The following is a 17,791-nucleotide window of genomic DNA, read 5'->3' as shown; positions in this document are numbered from 1 at the left end:
CCGACACGAACAATCTCGACACACGACTCGGAGGAGCCTTCCCCATGCGAAAGATCATCTACTGGGTGCACACGTCGATCGACGGGTTCGTCGACGGGCCCAACGGGGAGTTCGACTGGCCGGTCATGGGTCCGGAGCTGTCCGCCTACTCCGAGGGCCTCGATCAACGGGTCGACACGCTGCTGTTCGGGCGGCCGGTGTGGGAGATGATGGTCGGGTTCTGGCCGAACGCCGAGTCGATCACCCAGGACCCGCACACCCTCGCCTTCGCGCCGTTCTGGCGGGCCACGCCGAAGATCGTGTTCTCGCGCAGCTACGCGGGCGACGACTGGACCAGCCGTGTCATCAGCGGAGACCTCGAAGCCGAGGTCGGCGCGCTCAAGGCCGAGCCGGGCGCGGATCTGCTGCTCACCGGGGGCGCGGGCATCGCCGCGGCGCTGACCGAGCTCGGGCTCATCGACGAGTACCACATCGCCGTGCACCCGGTCGTCCTCGGCGGCGGGCGGAAGCTGTTCGGCGAGCCGAAGCAGCGCCTCAACCTGCGGGCCGGCGAGTCCCGTCTGCTCGACGGGCAGGTCGTCGTCACCAGCTACCAGCGCGCCGCATGAGGAACGGCTGTCGATGGCATGACTGACGTGATCGTGGTGGGCGGCGGCGTGATCGGGCTGACCGCGGCAGTCCGGCTTCAGGAGCGCGGGGCGAAGGTAACGGTGTGGGCGGCGGACGAGCCGGCCGAGACGGTGTCCAGCCTGGCGGCGGCGGTCTGGTATCCGACCAGGACCGACGCCGACCCGCGGGTGCTGCGGTGGGCCGCCGAGACGTACGCGGAGTTCCGCCGGCAGATCGAGGAGGGCGTCCCGGGCACGCTGCTGCGCCGCACCCGGATGCTGCTGCGTCATCCGAACGCGGAGCTGCCGTGGTGGGCCCCGGCCGCCGGGCACGTCGAACTTCGGGGTGCTCAGCACCCGTACACGAATGCCTTGATCTTCGAGGCGCCGCTGGCGGAAATGCCGGTCTACCTGGGGTGGCTCCGCCAGAAAGTGGGGAACATCGAGCGGCGGCGGGTCGCGAGTCTCGACGAGGCGACGGCCGAGGCGCCGATCGTGGTCAATGCGACGGGGCTGGCGGCGGGGCGGCTGTGCGGCGACGCGAAGGTGCATCCGGTGCGCGGGCATGTCGTGATCGCGCAGAACCCGGGGCTGGACGAGTCGGTGCGCGACGAGGAGAACCCGGCGGGCGTGACCTACGTGCATCCGCGCAGCACGGACGTGGTGCTGGGCGGCTCCTTCGACGACGCCCGCGGCGACACCGACCCGGATCCGGCCGAGGCCGCGGCGATCGTCGCGCGCGCCACCGCGCTGGTTCCGCAACTGACCGGCGCGAGGGTCCTTCGCGACTACATCGGGCTGCGGCCGGTCCGCACCGGCGGGGCGCGGGTGGAGCGGGAGGGAAACATCGTTCACGCGTACGGCCACGGCGGCGCCGGCATGACGCTCTCCTGGGGATGCGCCGACGAGGTGGCTCGCCTGGCCATGAACTGACGGCGAGGTGGCCCACCCGGCGCTGAGCTGGCACGATCGGCGGCATGACCGCTGTTCAGATCGACGAACATGACGGTGTCACCGTCGTGCGGATGGCGCACGGCAAGGTCAACGCGCTCGACCTCGACCTGCTGTCCGAGCTCACCGCGGCGTTCCACGAGGTGCAGGCCGGCGCGGTCGTGCTCACCGGCGAAGGCCGCGCGTTCTCGGCGGGGGTCGACCTCTGGCGGATGCTCGCCGGCGGCCGGGACTACGTGCGCGAGTTCCTGCCCGCGCTCAACGACGCCTTCCTCGCCGTCTTCGGCCTCGGCAAGCCGGTGGTCGCGGCGATCAACGGGCACGCCATCGCGGGCGGGGCGATCCTCGCTGCCGCTTGCGATCACCGCGTCATGTCGGGAGGCACGATCGGGGTGACCGAGATCCGGGTCGGGGTGCCGTTCCCGCCGACGGCGCTCTCGATTCTCGCGTACGCCTTCGGCGAGCCCGCCGCACGCCGGGCCGTGCTGACCGGCGAGACCATGGCCCCGGCCGACGCGCTCGCGGCCGGCTACGTCGACGAGGTGACGACGCCGGACGCCCTGCTCGAGACGGCCGTCGCGCGAGCCCGTCTCGCCGTGCCGTCCGACACGTTCCGGCTGACCAAGGCGCAGCTGCAGGCGAGCGTCCGCGAGCGGTTGACGCGCGAGCGGCCGCTGCTCGACCCGCAGGTTCTCGAGCTGTGGCTGCGCAGCGTCGAGGACGGCCGAATTCAGGGTCACATGGCTTCCGTCACCGGCCGGGGAAACGCTCGGTGACCTCCTGGAGCAGGAACCTGTACTCGACCATCTCCGACACCTCCGTGGCTCCTGGATGCCGTTGGGGCATCCGGAATCCACGATCGCGCGGCGCGGGCTGGGTCTGCCCCAGTGTCCTTCCTGGGAACGGCCCGGGGGTTACTGGTCGCGCAGAGCCGCCGCGAGCTCGCGGCGCGACGAGATGCCGAGCCTGGTGAAGACCTTGCGCAGGTGCCATTCCACCGTGCGGGGGCTGAGGAACAGCACCGCCCCGATCTCCGCGTTGGTCCGTCCCGCCACCGCGAGCCGGGCGATCTGCGATTCCTGCGGCGTGAGCTCATCGCGATCGCCGAGAACCCTTTTCCGTACGGTTTCGCCGGTGGCCGCCAATTCGCGGCCGGCCCGTTCGGCGAACGCCTCGGCCCCCATCGCCGCGAACGCCTCGTGGGCCGCGCGCAGCTGTTCGCGGGCGTCGGAGCGCCGGCCCGCGCGGCGCAGCCACTCGCCGTAGAGCAGACGCGCCCGTGCGAGCGGGAGGCCGCCCAGCCGGTCGATCGCCTCCCGGAAGCCCGCGTCCGAGCCTCCCCCGGCGGAGTGGTCCGCCTGCGCGCCCGTCGTCGGCCCACTCGTCGCGGTCGCGGCCTCGGCGAGCGCATCGGCCAGCGCCTGCACGCCCAGCGCCCCGTCCGTGCCCGCCGCCGAGGTCCGCTCGGCCAGCCGGTCGCGCGCCTCCGCCGCCACGCCCGGCTCCCCGCCGTGCGCGGCCGCCTCCGCCATCTCCAGCAGCGCTGCTCCGGTGACGCCGAGGTCGCCGCGGTCGACAGCCTTCCGGGCGGCGTCGAGCGCGGCCGGGTAGCGGCCCAGCCCGTTGCACAGCGTGGCCTTCGCGAGCAGGGCGACCCCGAGGAGCCGGCCCTCGGCGCCCTTGGCCGCGACCTCGATCAGGTCGAGCGCCGCCTCCTCGCGTCCGCGCAGCGCCGCCAGCGTGAGTGTCGCGGACGGGTCGACGGGCAGCCCGGTGGCCGCCCCGAGCGCGTCGAGCTCGTCGAGCAGCTCGGCCGCGTCGGCGAACCGGCCCGCGTCCAGCAGCGCCCCGGCCCGGAACACGAGCGCCGGCGGCAGCAGGGCGAGCGCGCCGGTCGCCCGCGCGGAGCCGACCGCCCTCTCGGTGAGCCGCTGCCGCGCCCCGTCGTCCCAGACCTCGAGGGCCGCCGGCACCGCGAGCCAGAGCTGTCCGAGGTCGTCCAGCCCGTCGAGGGCCGCGCGGATCCGGGGCGCCGCGGCCGCATGTCCGTCGAGTGTCCAGGCGACGAGCGCGCCCAGAAGCGGGAGGGCGCCGGAGGGCGCTCCGGCGCCCTCAGTGGTCGTGGGCGCATCCGGGCGGGCGCCGCCGGTGGTCGCGGGCGCATCCGGGCGGGCGCCGCCGGTGGTTGCCTGCGCATCCGGGCGGGAGAGCGCGGAGCGAGCGCCCTCGGCCGCCGCTCGCGCGTCGTCGCCGCCGAGCAGGGCCGCGCCCAGCGCCTCGAGATAGGTGTCCCGGGCCGCCGCCGCGTCCAGGCCGTCCAGCTTCCGTGCGGCCGCGAGCAGCTGCGGCCCCGCCGCGCGCCCCGGGTTGAGGGCGAAGGCGATCTGCGCCCGCAGCCGCTCCACCCCCGCCTGCTGAAGGGGATCCAGCGGGCCCAGCTCGGCCGCCGAGAGCAGCGACGAGGCGTCGGCGGGCGCGCCCGCCGCGAACCGCGCGCGGGCCGCCGCCAGCGCCCGCCCGGCCCGCTGCTGGGCATCGGGCGTCAGCTCCGCCGCCCGCTGCAGGAACGAGGCCGCCGCCGACCGCCCGCCCCGCGACAGCGCGCGACCGGCCGACCTCTCCAGCTCGGCCGCGACCTCCTCGTCCGTGCCCACGGCCGCGTGCGCCCGATGCCAGGCCCGCCGATCGGGGTCCTGCGACGGATCGGTCACCTCGGCGAGCGCCGCGTGCACCGCGCGCAGTTCCTCCGGCGAGGCCGACCGCCACACCGCCGATCGCACCAGCGGATGCCGGAACCGCACCCGCGCACCCAGCTCGACGAGCCCGGCCGCCTCCGCGGCCGCGGAGGCCTCCTGGGCCACGCCCAGCCGTTGCGCCGCGCGCCACAGCAGGGGCACGTCTCCCACCGGCTCCACGGCGGCGGCGAGCAGCAACGTACGCGTGGAAACCGGCAATGCCGCGACGCGCCGCTGAAAGCCCTCCTCCACGCGGCTCGCGACCGGCGTCGCCTGTCCGCCGAACCCGAACGCCAGCTCGGCCGGGCTCAGACCACGGGGCAGTTCGAGCAGCGCGAGCGGATTGCCCCGCGTCTCGGCGACGATGCGATCGCGTACGCGATCGTCGACCGGACCCGGCAGCACCTGATCGAGAAGCGCCCGCGCGTCGGCCTCGGCGAGGCCGTCGACGCGCATCTCCGGAAGCCCGCCGAGAATCTGCTCGTCACCGGGGCTGCGGGCGGCGAAGACCAGCGCCACCGACTCGGCGTCGAGGCGCCGGGCCACGAACGTCAGGATCACCTCGGACATCCGGTCGAGCCACTGCACGTCGTCGACCACGCAGACCAGCGGCTCGTCGGACGCCGCCTCGGCCAGCAGTCCCAGCACGGCCAGGCCGACCATCAACGCCTCCGGCGGCGCTCCCGCGCTCAGCCCGAACGCGGTGGAGAGCGCGACCCGCTGCGGCTCGGGCAGCTTGCCGAGGTGCCCGAACAGCGGCGCGATCAGCTGCTGCAGCGCGGAGTAGGCGATCTCGGTCTCGGGCTCGACGCCGGCGGCCCGCGCCACCCGCCCGGTGGCGGCGCTCCCGGTGAGGTAGTCGAGCAGCGCCGTCTTGCCGGCGCCGGCCTCTCCACGCAGCACCAGCACGCGGCTTTGACCCGCACGGATGTCGCGCAACAGGCGATCGAGCGCGTCCCGCTCGTGCCGCCGGCCGCGCAGCACCGGATGTCCGTTCAGCAAGATCCCTGGTCCCCTCCCGCGTGGGGAGGTTACCTCCCTTCCTCTCGTGCACGGCGGGGTCCACGGTCCGTGATCGAGGAAACACGTCGGCGACGTCACACCCCAGGTGGTGGACGTGTCAACATCGGTAACGCAGTATTGACACGTCAATCACTTGGGGTGACGTATGAACAACACCGAGCGGGCCCTCCCGGCTGCCGAGCGCCGCCGGATGACGTCGCGAGAGCTCGTCATCTGGCGCTCGCTGATCGACACGACGACCGAGCTGCACCGCCGCCTCGCCGCTCAGCTCGTCGCCGACTCCGGCCTCTCCCCCGGGGACTACGCGGTCCTGCTCGCGCTCTCCGAGGCCCCCGGCCGCCGCCTGCGCTCCTCCGAGCTGGCCGCCGCGATCGCCTGGGAGCGCAGCCGCCTCTCGCACCACCTGGGCCGGATGGAGAAGCGCGGCCTGATCGAGCGGGTCGAGTGCGTCACCGACAGCCGCGGCGCCGAGGTCGTGCTCATCGAGGAGGGTGCGCGCATTTTCCGGGCCGCTACCGCCCCGCACGCCCGCGCCGTCAAGGAGCACTTCGGCGACGCCCTGACGCCGGGCCAGTTCGAGGCCCTCGACGACATCCTGCACGCCCTCAACCACCACCTGGAGGCGACCCGATGAGCCGCATCGCCGTGCTGGGCTCGGGGCACACCGGGCCGATCGTGGCCCGGATGGCCGTCGAGGCCGGACACCAGGTCTCCATCTCCGCCTCCGGCGACCCCAAGCGGATCGCGCTGATCGCCACGGTGCTGGCGCCGGGCGCCGAGGCGCGCTGGGCCGCCGATGCCATCCGCGACGCCGACATCGTGGTGCTCGCCATCCCGATGCACGCGTTCGAGGTGCTCGATCCGGCCCTGTTCGACGGCAAGCTGGTCATCGACATCATGAACTACTGGCCGCCCAACGACGGGGTGCTGGCGATGTTCGAGAACAGCGGCCGCGGCAGCAGCGAGGTGGTCGCCGAGCGCCTCGCCGGCGCCACCGTGGTGAAGACGCTCAACCACGTCGGCTACCACGACATGGACGAGCGGCGCCTGCCGCCGGGCGCGCCGGGCCGGCTGGCAGTGGGCGTGGCCGGCGACGACCCGGCGGCGGTCGACACCGTAGCCACGTTGGTCGACTCGTTCGGTTTCGACCCGGTCCCGTTCTCCGCGCTCAGCGCCGGCCGTGGATTCGAGCCCGGCCACCCGGTCTTCGGCGCGCTGCTGACCCGCGACGAGTTCCTGACCGCGCTGGATCTGCTGGCCGAGGACTAGCGGCCCGCGTTTTCACACCGGGTGATGACCGGCATTTCGCCGCGTCGCCGGGGTGCGGCGTGCCTAAGTTGGAGCGGTGAGCACTGTGTTGGACGACATCATGGCCGGGGTGCGCGAGGACGTCGCGAAGCGTGAGGCTCTGACGAGCCTCGACGAGATGGTGGCGCGGGCTTCGTCGTCGCCTCCCGCCCTTGACGCGTACGCCGCCCTGGCCCGCCCCGGCGTCTCGGTGATCGCCGAGGTGAAGCGCCGTTCGCCGTCGAAGGGCGACCTGGCCCCGATCGCCGACCCGGCCGCCCTCGCCGCCGACTACGCGGCCGGTGGCGCGACCTGGATCAGCGTGCTGACCGAGGAGCGACGGTTCGGCGGCTCGCTGCACGACCTGGCGGCGGTGCGGCAGGCGGTCCGCATTCCGCTGCTGCGCAAGGATTTCCTGTACGGCGAGTACCAGGCCTACGAGGCCCGGGCGTGGGGCGCGGACGTGGCGCTGCTGATCGTCGCCGCCCTCGACCAGCCCACCCTGATCCGGCTGCGCGTTCTGCTCGAGGACGAACTCGGCATGACCGCCCTGGTCGAGGTGCACGACGAGGACGAGGTGGCCCGGGCGGTCGACGCCGGCGCCCGCGTGATCGGCGTGAACGCCCGCAACCTGCGCACCCTCGAGGTCGACCGCGCGGTCTTCGAGCGCTTGTCCCCGCTGCTGCCCGCCGCCGCGCTGAAGGTGGCCGAGTCCGGCGTGCGCGGCCCCGACGACCTGATCCGTTACCGCAGCGCCGGCGCGGACGCCGTCCTGGTCGGCGAGGCCCTGGTCACGACGGCCGGCCCGCGCGACGCCGCGGCCGCCCTGGTCGCCGCGGGCGCTGAGTAGGCGTACGGTCAGTCCGCCCGGTAGCCGGAGGCCTGGAGGGTGAACAGCTCCGCGTACCGGCCCCCGGCCGCCATCAGGTCGGCGTGCCGCCCGGCCTCCACCAGCGCGCCCTCGTGCATGACGTAGATCCGGTCGGCGTGGGTGATGTTGGCACGGTCGCCACCAGCAGGGCGACCCGCCACGCCACCCGGACCGCCTTGACCACCAGGCCCGGCAGCGAGGTGAACACGCCCATCAGACCGGTCTCGGCCCGGGCCCGCAGGCCCGTCTCCCACCACGACGGCCGGAACTCCGGCAGCACCGGATCCCTCAAAACAACCACCCCCGGGCATTGAGGGTTATTCAGGGCCCACCTTGAGCCGCACCTCGCCGCACGTCAGCGGCTTGGTCTCCACCGCCCTGAATAACCCTCATTGACTTGTCCAATTACTCTGCCCCGCCGGCACCCCGAGCCCGTACACCTTTCAACGGCCCTGAAGCGGGGAGAGGAGAACACGGGGATGCTGGTGTCATGGCGGCCTCTGGCCGGGTTGCTGGTCGCGCAGACCGGCGCGGTCACCGCCAACCGGATCCTGCTGGTCGCCCTGCCCTGGCTGGTGCTGACCGCGACCGGCAGCCCCGCGCAGACGGGGCTTGTCGCGTTCTGCCAGGTCCTGCCGTTCGTCGTGATCCAGGCCTTGACCGGCCCGATCCTCGACCGGGTCAGCCCGCGCCGGGTCAGCACCGCCGGCGACCTGACCTCCGCCGCCGCGATCGTGATCCTCACGCTGCCCGGCGACCGTCCGTTGTGGCTGCTCATGGCCGTGGCCGCCCTGATCGGCGCGGCCGACGGCCCCGCCACTGCCGCCAAGGCCATGCTGCTGCCGACCGCGACCAGCCGCGCCGCCCAGCCCCTCGAGCGCGGCGCCGGCCTCGCCACCGCCGCCGAACGCACCGCCACGGCGGTCGGCCCCGCCCTGGCCGGCCTGCTGATCGCCGCGTACGGCGTGACCGCCGCCCTGTGGTCCGCGATCGCGACCCTGGTGCTCGCCGCCGCTGTCCTGCCCGCGATGACCGAGGCCACCGCCTACCCGCCGTCCACCGGCGACGCGTACGTGGCCCGCCTGCGCCGCGGCGCCGATTTCCTGCGCGGCGACTCGTCCCTGCGCGCGATCGTCGCGATGATCGTCATCACCAACTTCGCCGACCAGGCGTTCCTCACGGTGCTCCTGCCCGTCTGGGCCCGCAGCACCGGCCACGGCGCGGCCCTGGTCGGCCTGGCCATCAGCGGCTTCGCCACCGCGTCGATCGGCACCGCGTTGCTGGCCGCCTGGATCGGCCATCGCCTGCCCCGCCGCGTGACCTATTTGGTCGGCTTCGTCACCAGCGGCGTCTCGCGCATCGTCGCCCTGGCCGCCGGCCTGCCTCCCGACGTCGTCCTCGTCGTCTTCGCCATCGCCGGCCTCGGCTCCGGCCTGGTCAACCCCATCATCAGCACGCTCACCTACGAGCGCATCCCACCCGAGCTGCTGGGCCGCGTGCAAACCCTGATCACCGCGTGGGCCTGGTCCGGCATCCCCTTCGGCGGCCTGGCCGGCGCCGCGATCCTGGCCGCCACGGGCCTCACCACGTCACTGTGGGCCTGCAGCGCCGCATACCTCGTAGCCGTCGTACGCCCCGGCTGGCGCGTCCAATGGCACACGCCCGCGGTGACACCCACCGCCTTGCCCGCTCCCCACCACCAGGAGGCCTGCACCGAGGCCGCCTGATGGCTGATCATGGAGCGAGCCCATCGTGATAGGTCTTCTTCGGCCGGAAGGTGGCCAGCGGCTTCCGCTTCCCGCCAGGCCTTGGGCGACCTCACCGGCGACGGCGTCGCCGTCCTGCGCGGCAGGAGCCGAAGCCGTCGCGCCACCGGCTCGATCAATCCCTCACGCCCACGCCGGCCGTAGCCGGCGCCGTCACAGCGTCGCGGCCAGTTTCTGCAGCTCGCCGGACGCATTGACGAGCACCGGCCTGCCGTGGCCGGGCAGGATCGCCTTGATGTCCATCTTCGCCAGCTTCTTCACCGACTTGGCGGCCCTCGTCGCGTCGGCCGTGTACCGCGGGTCGGAGCCGGTCAGCGAACCGGTGTTGGTGCGCAGCGCGTCGCCGGAGACGAGCACCCCGTTCGACGGATCGAACACCGAGATGTGCCCGAGAGTGTGCCCCGGCGTGTCGATGATCTGCAGGCCGAACACCTCGTCGCCCTGCTTCACCGGCTTGAGCTCGGCGTTCGGGATGATCGAGTCGAGGTCCAGGATGCCGGCGTAGAACGACGCCTTCACTACTTTGGACACCTCGTTGAGGCCGCCCACGTGATCGACGTGCTGGTGAGTGAGGATCACATGTTTGACGGCCGCCCAGCTCTGCCCGGCCGCCTTGAGCCCTTCCTCGATGGAGGCTTCGGAGCCGGGCGTCCCAAGGTCGACGACGGCGACCTCCTTGCCCCGGACCAGCAAATAGGCCGAGACGTAGGACATGCTGACCTGTTTCCAGCCGCCGATCCCGGCGGGGCTGGGCGTCGGGTCAGACGACGTCGCCGCGGACGGCGTCGCCGCGGACGAAGAGCCGGACGGGTTGTTGGACGAGTTATCGGCGCAGCCCGCCACGGTGTTCAGCACGGCCACGCCAAGCACACCGGCGCCGGCCGTGAAGAACAGACCGCGTCGGGTCAGTCTGGCATCGATCATGCCGCATTCTCTCTCGCGGCGGCGGCGAGCGCTTTCCCGCACCTGCTGCGGCACCACCACGTTTCTCGGCACCCAGAGCGTCAGTCGGCCGCACGGTTTGAGCAACCATCGTGACCGCTCGACGTGCCAGCGCCCTGTCTGCGGCAGAACAATGCACCGGACTCAGGCGCTGCTGACCGCCGATGCCAGTCATCGAAACTGGAGCTCCCTGATAGCGGGCTCCCCAGCCGAGCCGACACCAAAGCAGCGCGACCAGGTCGATACGATCGCGCGATGGGCTCGGAAGATGAGGTTCGCGCGCTGTCGGCGGCGTGGGATCAGGCGCTTGTCGCCAACGACCCGGAACGGGTGGCGTCGTTCATGATCGACGACTGGGTCTACGTCGGCCCGGATGGCGTGACCCCCAAGTCGGACATCATCGGCTGGATTGCGTCCGGTCGTCTGCGGCACGACCGCATGACATCGGCAGGCCCGGAGCATGTGGTGCATGCCGGCGGCACCATCGCTCTGACGGCGCGCAAGACCAGCGCCGGCGCCTGGGACGGCAACCCCTACACCGCGGACGAATGGATCACCGAGGTCTACGTCCAGACAGGCAACGGTTGGCGTTGCGCGCTGAGCCAGAAGACCCCGGCCCCCTCCGGCCCTGGCCCAAGCGGACGACCAACCACGACGTAACCTGCACCGCTTTCACGACCTGCCGAGCGATGTGCGCTGCTTGGCTCAGCGTCGTCGACGATCCCGCTACCCTCAGCGTCTTGTCACCCCCGGCGAAGCCGGCGGCGCCGCAAGGCCATCACCAGGCCGATGAGGGAGATCAGCGCGGCTGCTGCCTCGGCGATCGCCGACGGTACCTTGCCGGCTGGCTGCCAGGTGTTCTCGTAGAGGTTCGGCAGCGGGCCCAATTGACCCACGTTCACGTACGTGTAGAGCGTGACCGCTACCGCCGCGCTGCCCGCCACCAGCAGGGACAGCAGCCAGGTGATGACTCTCGGCCAGATCAGCAGGAGCACCGCAACCACGATCGCGACCACCGCCTGGATCCGGAACAACGTACCCTCGGTCATCACCGAGGACTTGAAGCCGTCGTAATTGGCGGCGTAGCGCAGGTGTACAAAAGCGTCGACGCCCAGCAGCGCAGCAGCGATCAGCGCGAGCAACCGCTCGCCGACCGGGACGCCGGTGCGGGCAGTGGTGGCATGGACGGCGGGTGAGCGGGAAGCGTGATCGGTCATCGGTCCGGACTCCTTCGTGCGATCGTCCCCTCCTACTCTTAACCTCGTCCGTCCGACTCCGGTTCACAAGGCACGCCCTCGATGTTCATGATCGCTCCTGGTCGACGGGGCGCCGTGTTACTAGAGCCACCGGCGTACGCGGGACCGGTAGTCGGTGTAGGTCCGGCCGAATCGCTGGGTGAGGTACTGCTCTTCGGGGCGGATGACCAGTTGGCGCACGGCGACGATCACGAGCGGCCACAGCGCCAGAGGCCACCAGGAACTGAACAGCAGCGCCAAGCCGAGGTAGACGAGGGCCAGACCGGTGTACATCGGGTTACGGGACAGCAGGTAGGCGCCGCCGGTGAGCAGGGTGGCGACCGGGTGGTGGGGCACGATCGTGGTGCGGTGCCGGATCACGGCGGCGACACCGGCGAAGGCCGAGGCGGGGGTCGCGATCCAAACGGTGTACAAGGTCTTCGGCAGCAAGCAGGCGCTGCTCTCTGCACTGGTCGACGTCACGGTGGCCGGCGACGACGAGCCCGTGGCGCTGCCCGACCGTCAGTTCGTCGCGGAGATCCGGGCGCTGACCGACGCCCGGGCGAAGCTTGACCGCTACGCCCGGCACCTCCTTCACACACATGCCCGGCAGGCCCAGGTGATCCTCGCCCTCGCCGCCGCCGCGACCGCCGATCCCGAGGCCGCGGCAATCTGGCGCAAGAACCTCGACGATCGCCGCAACGGCATGACCAGGTTCGCCGCCGACCTGGCCTCGACCGGCCAACTGCGGCCCGACCACACCGTCGACACCGCGGCCGACGTGCTGTGGCTGGCCATGGACGTGCGCAACTACGACTGGCTCGTGCGCCAACGCGGCTGGCCGCCCGAACGCTTCCAACGCTGGTACGTCGACACCGTCGCCGCGGCGCTCCTCACCGCGCCGGGATGATGGCTGAAATCGTTGTTAATCCTTTGCCCTCGTTCTGCGGCTGAAGGAGGATACGGCGCGTGGTCCCCTCGCATACCGAACAGATGGATTTCGCAGCGTCTCGTCGCGCGGGTCCTGAGGATGCCCTAGCGGTCGCGGACGTTCTCATCCGCTCCCGCCGGGCCGCGGTCGGCGCCGTCCCTCCCGCGGTCCATTCGGATGCCGAGGTTCGGGAATGGATCAGCGCCGTCGTCATTCCCGAGCGTGAGGTGTGGCTGATGGAGGACGCCGACGGCCGGCCGCTGGCGGTGCTGGTTCTCGACGATGGCTGGGTCGACCAGCTCTATGTCGACCCAGCCGTTACCGGCAGGGGATTGGGTTCCCGCCTCATCGATCTCGCGAAGTCGCGCCGGCCCGCGGGCCTTCAGCTATGGACGTTCGCGTCGAACACCGGGGCGCAGAGGTTCTACCTTCGCCACGGCTTCAGCGTGGCCGAGACAACCGACGGGTCCGGCAACGAGGAGAAGGCGCCCGACATCCGCTTCGTCTGGCCGGCGCCGTAGTCGGCGGCCAGGGCGAGGGTGACGTCCTCGAACGACGAGTACGGCCAGAACCCGGTCGGCGCGGCCGGACCGCTCATCGCCGCAGGCCGTCGGCGATCTGGCGGGCGGTGACGTCGCGCTCGATCGTCTCGGGCTGACCGTCGGCGAGAGGCTGGTCCGCGACGTCGGCCCAGACGGCGGCGAACGCCTCGAACAGCGACGGTGTGAGCCCGGCCGCCGCTTGCGACTGGGCGATCTCACCCATCTCGGCGACGTAGCGGTGCGCCTTGGTCGCGGCCATCGCCACCTCGTACGGGGTTCCGAAGCCCTCCCCCAGGTCGGCCATGACCGGCTCGAGGACGCCGTGGGCCGACGCGGCCCGGATCGCCTGTGTCATCAGGCCCATCAATCCCTTGTAGACCGAGGCGGTCGACATCTTCACCGCGCTCGCGGCGCCGATGCCATCGCCCACGACGATGGGAGTGGCGTGTGTCCAGCTCAGGTCCGCCACCTCGATGGCGCGCGGGCCGGAAAGGTAGATCCGGGCGCCGGGCCGGACCGTAGGTGGTGGTCCCGAGATGGAGCCGTCCACGAAATCGAAGCCCGCCGCCCTGACCACCTCGGCGGCCGCGCGGGCGGTCGTCGGCGAGGTGGCGTTCAGGTCGGCGACAAGCGGGCGCGCGGCGACGCCGGGCGCCATAGCGGCCAACTCGGTGGCGGCGTCGAACGCGGCCCCGGGCGGCGTGACCACGAGGATCACGTCCGCCTCGGCCACCACGTCGGCCGGGCGCGCGGCGATGCGCAGGCCGGCCTCTTCCGCCAGGCGGGCGGTTCGGGCCGACCGGCCCGCCAGCGAGGTGACGACGTCGTGGCCGCCTTCGCGCAATGCCCACCCGAGCCCCGAACCCATGTGTCCGGCGCCAACCAAGCCGATGGTCTTCATCCGAGCAATCTAGCCGGGGTGGATTAGAGTCGTGGCGATGAGTGAGGACGTGGCGGCCGAGCGACGGGCCCGCATATATGTGCAGGTCACCGTGGACCTCGCGATTCTCACCGTGCGCGACGGCAGCCTGCAGATCCTGCTGATCCGGCGCGGCAACGAGCCCTACCAGAATCACCTCGCGCTGCCGGGCGGGTTCATCCGGGAGGGCGAAGGGTTGCGCGAGGCCGCCCACCGCGAGCTCGGTGAGGAGACCGGGCTCGACAGCGCGCTGTTGCATCTGACGGAATTGGGCGCGTACGGCGCGCCGGATCGGGATCCGCGCGGGCGGATCATCAGCGTGGCGTTTCTGGCGATCGCGCCCAACCTGCCGTCGCCCGTGGCGGGAACGGACGCCGTCGGGGCGCGGTGGATGCCCGTCGAGTCGGCGCTGGCCGATCGGACCTTTCTCGCTTTCGACCACTTCGACATAGCCACGGACGCGGTGGAGCGGGCGCGGACCATGCTGGAGCAGACGATGCTCGCGCCGGTCTTCTGCGCGCCGGAGTTCACCATGGGTGAGCTGCGCGAGGTCTACGAGGTGGTGTGGGGCATCCCGCTGGATCCCCGCAACTTCAGCCGCAAGGTGAAGAACACGCCGGACTTCGTGAAGGAGACCGGCAACAAGCGCAGCCCCGCCATCGGCCGCCCGGCGATCCTCTACACGGCCGCCTCCCCCAGCGACGCCACGCTCTACCCGGCGATGCTCCGCCACGCCCTGAAGGACGACGCGGCGGAAGGCTAGGGCTCAACGACGACGCGGCGGAAGGCCAGGGCTCAACGACGACGCGGCGGAAGGCCAGGGCTCAGGGCGCTGCCCGGAGGATGGCTCCGGGCAGCGCCCCACCTCACCCCGCGACCCGGTCGGCGTTGTAGGCCTTCGCGGTCACGTGCACGCCCCGGCAGCCGTTCAGCCGGGACGGCCAGGACACAGCCACCCGGCGTGACTCGCCGGGCAGCAACCAGAAGTAGTTGTTCTCGTATTGCGCCGGCAGAACGCGATCGCCGTTCTGGTCACGCAGCGCGAGGCGCACCAGGGCAGCGACCGACGAGCCGCGGTTGGTGACGGTTGCGGTGATCGCGTTGCCGCGGGCTTTGTCCGACGACAAACCCAATCGCGTACGGGTCATCGCGGTCAGCGCCCGCATGTCGGTGTCCTTCTCGTACCGCCAGTAGGTGTTCTCCGAGATGACACGTCCCCCTGCGTCGCGCAGCTCCAGCCGTACGAGATGAAGCGGGTGACCCGCGGGCGGCGTGAGCGAGAAGGCGGGCTTGGTCGCCGAAGGCGCGACCTCGACGCGCTGCCGCAGCGTGGTTCCCAGTTGACGGCCGGCGAGGTCGTAGTGGCGGGCTACGACCTCGCCGACCAGAGGGGAGGTGGTGTGGTTGACCGCTCGCACCCGCCAGGTCGCGGGATCGGCCTGCACGTGGCGGGGTTCACATGCCGAGCGCGAGCCGTAGTACGCGCCGTTCACGTCGAGGTCGTAGTCGTAGGTCTGCCACACCGTGCTGTACCAGGCCGGATGCGACATCCACAGCAGCAGCGCGGTGGCGTCGTCCCAGAGGTTCGCGTTCCAGGCCTCGAACATCGCCCGGTGCGACTCGTAGTTAACAAACTGGGCGCGTGCAGCGAACTGCTCCAGCGACGCCGACGCACCGAGGCGGGCGTCGATCGCCGCCTGGTAGGTATCGGTGCGCTGATTGCCGCGCGTGGACCAGTCGTGGTAGTTCCAGACCGTCGAGATCGGCCAGCCGGGCTCGTCGCCGACCAGGTTGCGCATCGTCTCCACATGCGGGATCACCGGCATGCCGATCTCGGTATGGAAGCCGAACGCCTGCGTGTCGTACGTGTTCCGGTCGTTGTAGGCGGCCGGGTCGATCCACCGGTAGGGGCCGTGCCCGCTGACGATCCAGCCCGCCGAGTTCTGGATGTAGAGGATCTCGGGGTCCTCGGTCTCGACCGCCCGCTGGAGGCCCGCGTCGACGATCGGCGGCGGGAAGGCCTCGTTCGCGCCGCACCACACGACGATGCTGGGGTGGCTGCGGAAGCGGCGGATGACCTCGCCGGCGATGTCGACGTAGCCGGGCGGGTTCGCCTGGAAGCCGCCGGCCTGCCAGAAGTCGTTCCAGACGAGGATGCCGCTCTCATCGCAGGCCGCGTAGAGCTCGTCGCGGTTGCTGCTGCCGAGCCAGTTGCGGATCATCGTGAAGTTCATGTCGCGGTGCATCGCGACGGTCTCGGCGGTGCGGTGCGCGGGGACGCGGCGCAGCAGCTCGTCCCAGCCCCAGTTGCCGCCCCGCACGAAGACGGGCACGCCGTTGACGCTGATTCGCAGCTGCCGGATCGTGTTGTCCACCGACTTCACATCGGTCCAGTCGTCACCGTTGTCCGACACCTGGATCCGGTACGCCCGCGCGTAGGCCTGCTCCCAGGCGATGGCGACCCGATCGAAAGTCGTACCGTCCCCGAGATCGACCCGCAGCCATTCCCCGTCCTGATAACGAGAAGACCAACGCGTACGGGGATTGCCGTCGACGGCGTTCGACGCGGGGTTGCCGTCGTCGCCGGACGCCGTGGCCGGCTTGTGCACGGCCAGGTCCGCCGCATCGGCGCCATGAAAAACGCTCAGGGTCCACAGCGAGATGCCCCACTCGGTCGCGCGCCGGTCGCCGACGATGCGCACGTACCGTGAGGTCTGCGGAGCGAAAGTTTCCACCTGCAGGCCGGTGTCACCGATCGGGGTTTCGTTGCTGACCGCCTTGACATCGGTGAACGGGCCGTCCGGCGCCGAAGCGATCTGGATGCGGAAATCCAGGGCGTAGGCCGTCTCCCAGGCGATCGTGACCTGGTCGAACTCCTTGTCGGCGCCGAGGTCGACCTGAATCCATTCGTTGTCCTGGTAGCGGGACGCCCACCGGGAGCCCGGGTTGCCGTCGACCGCCTGCGCGGCGGGACTGCCGTCGTCGCCCGAAGCGGTCACCGGCTGGTGCAGGGCCAGGTCGGCGCTGGTCGCGCCGTCGGCGATCGACAGCGTCCACATCGAGATGCCCCAGCTGGTCGCGCGCTGCCCGCCCTGGATCCGGACGTAGCGGGCTTTCTGCCGGTCGACGGAAACTTTCTGGATCGCGACGTTGCCGTCGAAGACCAGCGGTGGCTGCGGCGGCGGGGAGATCACGACGGGGGCATCCCAGTCGTACGAGAACTCGCGGATCCCGAATCTCGTGGCGCGCTCGTCGCTGCGCTTGCCGGCCACGCTCGCGGTCAGCGTCAGGTCGTACAGGCTGGGCTCGCCGTAGCCGTTGGGCCACCAGAGCCGGGGCTTGCGCACGGTGACCGGGTCGAAGGTGACGATCACGGATTGTCCGGGCGCGACGGTAGCCGTACGCGAAAGCCTGGTTTTCTCGAAAGTCGCCTGGACGGTGACCGTGGCCGGGGTGGCGCCGGCGTTGCGGACGGGCACGGCGATGGTGACCGTGGCGGTGTCGCGGGCCGGGACCTTGGTGGTGATGTGCGGGTCGCCGATGACCGCGACGCCGGTGCCGCGCAGGCGGACGTGATCCCAGAGGCCGGCGACGCGGTCGCGGACGGCCGGCATCCAGTCCCAGCCGGACGCGGCGAGGTAAGTGGGCGAGTCCAGGTGGAGGTGGCCGCTCTGGACGAACGTGTTGCCGTCGGGGCCCTTGTCGCCGGGGGTGCCGGGATGCGGCATGGGCGTGACCTTGACGGCGATGGTCTGAACGCCCTTGCGGAGCGCGTCCGTGATGTCGAAGGCGGCGCGGGCGAACGGGTGGGTGACGGTGCCGACCTCGATGCCGTTGACCCAAGCCGTCGCCGAGTGGTTGACGCCGTCGAACTCGAGCCAGACCTTCTGCGAGACGTCGAAGCCCTTGGGGATGCGGAGCTCGCGGCGGTACCACCAGGCGTGGCGGGAGAGGGCCTCGGCGTACATCTGAAGCCGCCGA

The 17,791-nt window shown here is 71.5% G+C and carries 18 protein-coding genes; 11 read left to right on the top strand and 7 right to left on the bottom strand.

Annotated features, from left to right (window positions below; genetic code table 11):
• The first annotated feature begins 44 nt into the window (after positions 1-44).
• The 3 genes from ACIA5D_RS43305 to ACIA5D_RS43295 are packed head-to-tail and all read left to right on the top strand — an operon-like array spanning position 45 to position 2,335.
• Positions 45-608: a dihydrofolate reductase family protein gene (locus tag ACIA5D_RS43305; RefSeq protein WP_396036480.1), complete on the top strand. Its 564-nt coding sequence runs from the start codon at positions 45-47 to the stop codon at positions 606-608.
• Positions 609-626: 18 nt separating this feature from the next.
• Complete coding sequence (locus ACIA5D_RS43300) at positions 627-1,541, top strand: FAD-dependent oxidoreductase (RefSeq protein ID WP_396036479.1); 915 nt, start codon at positions 627-629, stop codon at positions 1,539-1,541.
• 44 nt (positions 1,542-1,585) lie between these two features.
• The gene (locus tag ACIA5D_RS43295) at positions 1,586-2,335 is read left to right on the top strand and encodes an enoyl-CoA hydratase/isomerase family protein (protein ID WP_396036478.1); all 750 of its coding nucleotides are present in this window, start codon (positions 1,586-1,588) and stop codon (positions 2,333-2,335) included.
• Between the two features lie 138 nt (positions 2,336-2,473).
• Here ACIA5D_RS43295 and ACIA5D_RS43290 read toward each other — a convergent pair whose 3' ends face one another.
• Positions 2,474-5,296, bottom strand: a complete 2,823-nt coding sequence (locus tag ACIA5D_RS43290; protein WP_396036477.1) for an AAA family ATPase — start codon at positions 5,294-5,296, stop codon at positions 2,474-2,476.
• 166 nt (positions 5,297-5,462) lie between these two features.
• On the opposite strand from ACIA5D_RS43290, the gene ACIA5D_RS43285 reads away from it, so the two are divergent.
• The 3 genes from ACIA5D_RS43285 to trpC all read left to right on the top strand — a co-directional run bounded on the left by ACIA5D_RS43285 (position 5,463) and on the right by trpC (position 7,454).
• Positions 5,463-5,951, top strand: coding sequence for a MarR family winged helix-turn-helix transcriptional regulator (locus ACIA5D_RS43285; protein ID WP_396036476.1), 489 nt, complete (start codon positions 5,463-5,465; stop codon positions 5,949-5,951).
• Positions 5,948-6,586 (top strand): NADPH-dependent F420 reductase, encoded by a 639-nt coding sequence (locus ACIA5D_RS43280; protein WP_396036475.1) that lies wholly within the window; start codon positions 5,948-5,950, stop codon positions 6,584-6,586. The genes ACIA5D_RS43285 and ACIA5D_RS43280 overlap by 4 nt, the downstream gene beginning before the upstream one ends.
• 85 nt (positions 6,587-6,671) lie before the next feature.
• Complete coding sequence (trpC, locus tag ACIA5D_RS43275; protein WP_396036487.1) at positions 6,672-7,454, top strand: indole-3-glycerol phosphate synthase TrpC; 783 nt, start codon at positions 6,672-6,674, stop codon at positions 7,452-7,454.
• Between the two features lie 8 nt (positions 7,455-7,462).
• On the opposite strand, the gene ACIA5D_RS43270 is transcribed toward trpC, so the two are convergent.
• Positions 7,463-7,636 (bottom strand): hypothetical protein, encoded by a 174-nt coding sequence (locus tag ACIA5D_RS43270; RefSeq protein WP_396036489.1) that lies wholly within the window; start codon positions 7,634-7,636, stop codon positions 7,463-7,465.
• Positions 7,637-7,954: 318 nt separating this feature from the next.
• Between ACIA5D_RS43270 and ACIA5D_RS43265 the strand changes: the two genes are divergently transcribed.
• Complete coding sequence (locus ACIA5D_RS43265) at positions 7,955-9,202, top strand: MFS transporter (protein ID WP_396036474.1); 1,248 nt, start codon at positions 7,955-7,957, stop codon at positions 9,200-9,202.
• Between the two features lie 192 nt (positions 9,203-9,394).
• Here ACIA5D_RS43265 and ACIA5D_RS43260 read toward each other — a convergent pair whose 3' ends face one another.
• Positions 9,395-10,165, bottom strand: coding sequence for an MBL fold metallo-hydrolase (locus ACIA5D_RS43260; RefSeq protein WP_396036472.1), 771 nt, complete (start codon positions 10,163-10,165; stop codon positions 9,395-9,397).
• Between the two features lie 273 nt (positions 10,166-10,438).
• Here ACIA5D_RS43260 and ACIA5D_RS43255 point away from each other — a divergent pair, with 273 nt between their 5' ends.
• Positions 10,439-10,843 (top strand): nuclear transport factor 2 family protein, encoded by a 405-nt coding sequence (locus ACIA5D_RS43255; RefSeq protein ID WP_396036471.1) that lies wholly within the window; start codon positions 10,439-10,441, stop codon positions 10,841-10,843.
• Between the two features lie 83 nt (positions 10,844-10,926).
• On the opposite strand, the gene ACIA5D_RS43250 is transcribed toward ACIA5D_RS43255, so the two are convergent.
• Together ACIA5D_RS43250 and ACIA5D_RS43245 are read right to left on the bottom strand one after the other, a co-directional pair.
• Complete coding sequence (locus tag ACIA5D_RS43250; protein ID WP_396036470.1) at positions 10,927-11,400, bottom strand: hypothetical protein; 474 nt, start codon at positions 11,398-11,400, stop codon at positions 10,927-10,929.
• A 120-nt stretch (positions 11,401-11,520) separates the two neighbouring features.
• On the bottom strand, positions 11,521-11,853 hold the full coding sequence (locus ACIA5D_RS43245; RefSeq protein ID WP_396036469.1) for a methyltransferase family protein: 333 nt from the start codon (positions 11,851-11,853) through the stop codon (positions 11,521-11,523).
• On the opposite strand from ACIA5D_RS43245, the gene ACIA5D_RS43240 reads away from it, so the two are divergent.
• Positions 11,846-12,328 (top strand): TetR/AcrR family transcriptional regulator, encoded by a 483-nt coding sequence (locus tag ACIA5D_RS43240; protein ID WP_396036468.1) that lies wholly within the window; start codon positions 11,846-11,848, stop codon positions 12,326-12,328. The two genes, ACIA5D_RS43245 and ACIA5D_RS43240, sit on opposite strands and share 8 nt — an antisense overlap.
• A gap of 83 nt (positions 12,329-12,411) precedes the next feature.
• Positions 12,412-12,870, top strand: coding sequence for a GNAT family N-acetyltransferase (locus ACIA5D_RS43235; RefSeq protein WP_396036467.1), 459 nt, complete (start codon positions 12,412-12,414; stop codon positions 12,868-12,870).
• Positions 12,871-12,943: 73 nt separating this feature from the next.
• Here the strand turns inward: ACIA5D_RS43235 and ACIA5D_RS43230 are convergent, their stop codons facing one another.
• Complete coding sequence (locus ACIA5D_RS43230) at positions 12,944-13,792, bottom strand: NAD(P)-binding domain-containing protein (RefSeq protein WP_396036466.1); 849 nt, start codon at positions 13,790-13,792, stop codon at positions 12,944-12,946.
• Positions 13,793-13,829: 37 nt separating this feature from the next.
• On the opposite strand from ACIA5D_RS43230, the gene ACIA5D_RS43225 reads away from it, so the two are divergent.
• Positions 13,830-14,573, top strand: a complete 744-nt coding sequence (locus ACIA5D_RS43225) for an NUDIX hydrolase (protein ID WP_396036465.1) — start codon at positions 13,830-13,832, stop codon at positions 14,571-14,573.
• A 103-nt stretch (positions 14,574-14,676) separates the two neighbouring features.
• Here ACIA5D_RS43225 and ACIA5D_RS43220 read toward each other — a convergent pair whose 3' ends face one another.
• Complete coding sequence (locus ACIA5D_RS43220) at positions 14,677-17,778, bottom strand: discoidin domain-containing protein (protein ID WP_396036464.1); 3,102 nt, start codon at positions 17,776-17,778, stop codon at positions 14,677-14,679.
• Positions 17,779-17,791 lie beyond the last annotated feature (13 nt).

The sequence above is a fragment of the Actinoplanes sp. NPDC051513 genome, from assembly GCF_044454685.1.
Classification (GTDB): Bacteria; Actinomycetota; Actinomycetes; order Mycobacteriales; family Micromonosporaceae; genus Actinoplanes.
The sequence above is the reverse complement of the archived record's forward strand: the minus strand, read 5'-3'. Positions and strand labels throughout refer to the sequence as shown.

Coding starts and splice junctions, on each gene's coding strand:
- ACIA5D_RS43285 (WP_396036476.1), top strand. CDS start 5,463: ATGAACAACACCGAGCGGGCCCTCCCGGCTGCCGAGCGCCGCCGGATG.
- ACIA5D_RS43305 (WP_396036480.1), top strand. CDS start 45: ATGCGAAAGATCATCTACTGGGTGCACACGTCGATCGACGGGTTCGTC.
- ACIA5D_RS43295 (WP_396036478.1), top strand. CDS start 1,586: ATGACCGCTGTTCAGATCGACGAACATGACGGTGTCACCGTCGTGCGG.
- ACIA5D_RS43265 (WP_396036474.1), top strand. CDS start 7,955: ATGCTGGTGTCATGGCGGCCTCTGGCCGGGTTGCTGGTCGCGCAGACC.
- ACIA5D_RS43230 (WP_396036466.1), bottom strand. CDS start 13,792: ATGAAGACCATCGGCTTGGTTGGCGCCGGACACATGGGTTCGGGGCTC.
- ACIA5D_RS43235 (WP_396036467.1), top strand. CDS start 12,412: ATGGATTTCGCAGCGTCTCGTCGCGCGGGTCCTGAGGATGCCCTAGCG.
- ACIA5D_RS43255 (WP_396036471.1), top strand. CDS start 10,439: ATGGGCTCGGAAGATGAGGTTCGCGCGCTGTCGGCGGCGTGGGATCAG.
- ACIA5D_RS43300 (WP_396036479.1), top strand. CDS start 627: ATGACTGACGTGATCGTGGTGGGCGGCGGCGTGATCGGGCTGACCGCG.
- ACIA5D_RS43250 (WP_396036470.1), bottom strand. CDS start 11,400: ATGACCGATCACGCTTCCCGCTCACCCGCCGTCCATGCCACCACTGCC.
- ACIA5D_RS43225 (WP_396036465.1), top strand. CDS start 13,830: ATGAGTGAGGACGTGGCGGCCGAGCGACGGGCCCGCATATATGTGCAG.
- ACIA5D_RS43260 (WP_396036472.1), bottom strand. CDS start 10,165: ATGATCGATGCCAGACTGACCCGACGCGGTCTGTTCTTCACGGCCGGC.
- ACIA5D_RS43220 (WP_396036464.1), bottom strand. CDS start 17,778: ATGTACGCCGAGGCCCTCTCCCGCCACGCCTGGTGGTACCGCCGCGAG.
- ACIA5D_RS43280 (WP_396036475.1), top strand. CDS start 5,948: ATGAGCCGCATCGCCGTGCTGGGCTCGGGGCACACCGGGCCGATCGTG.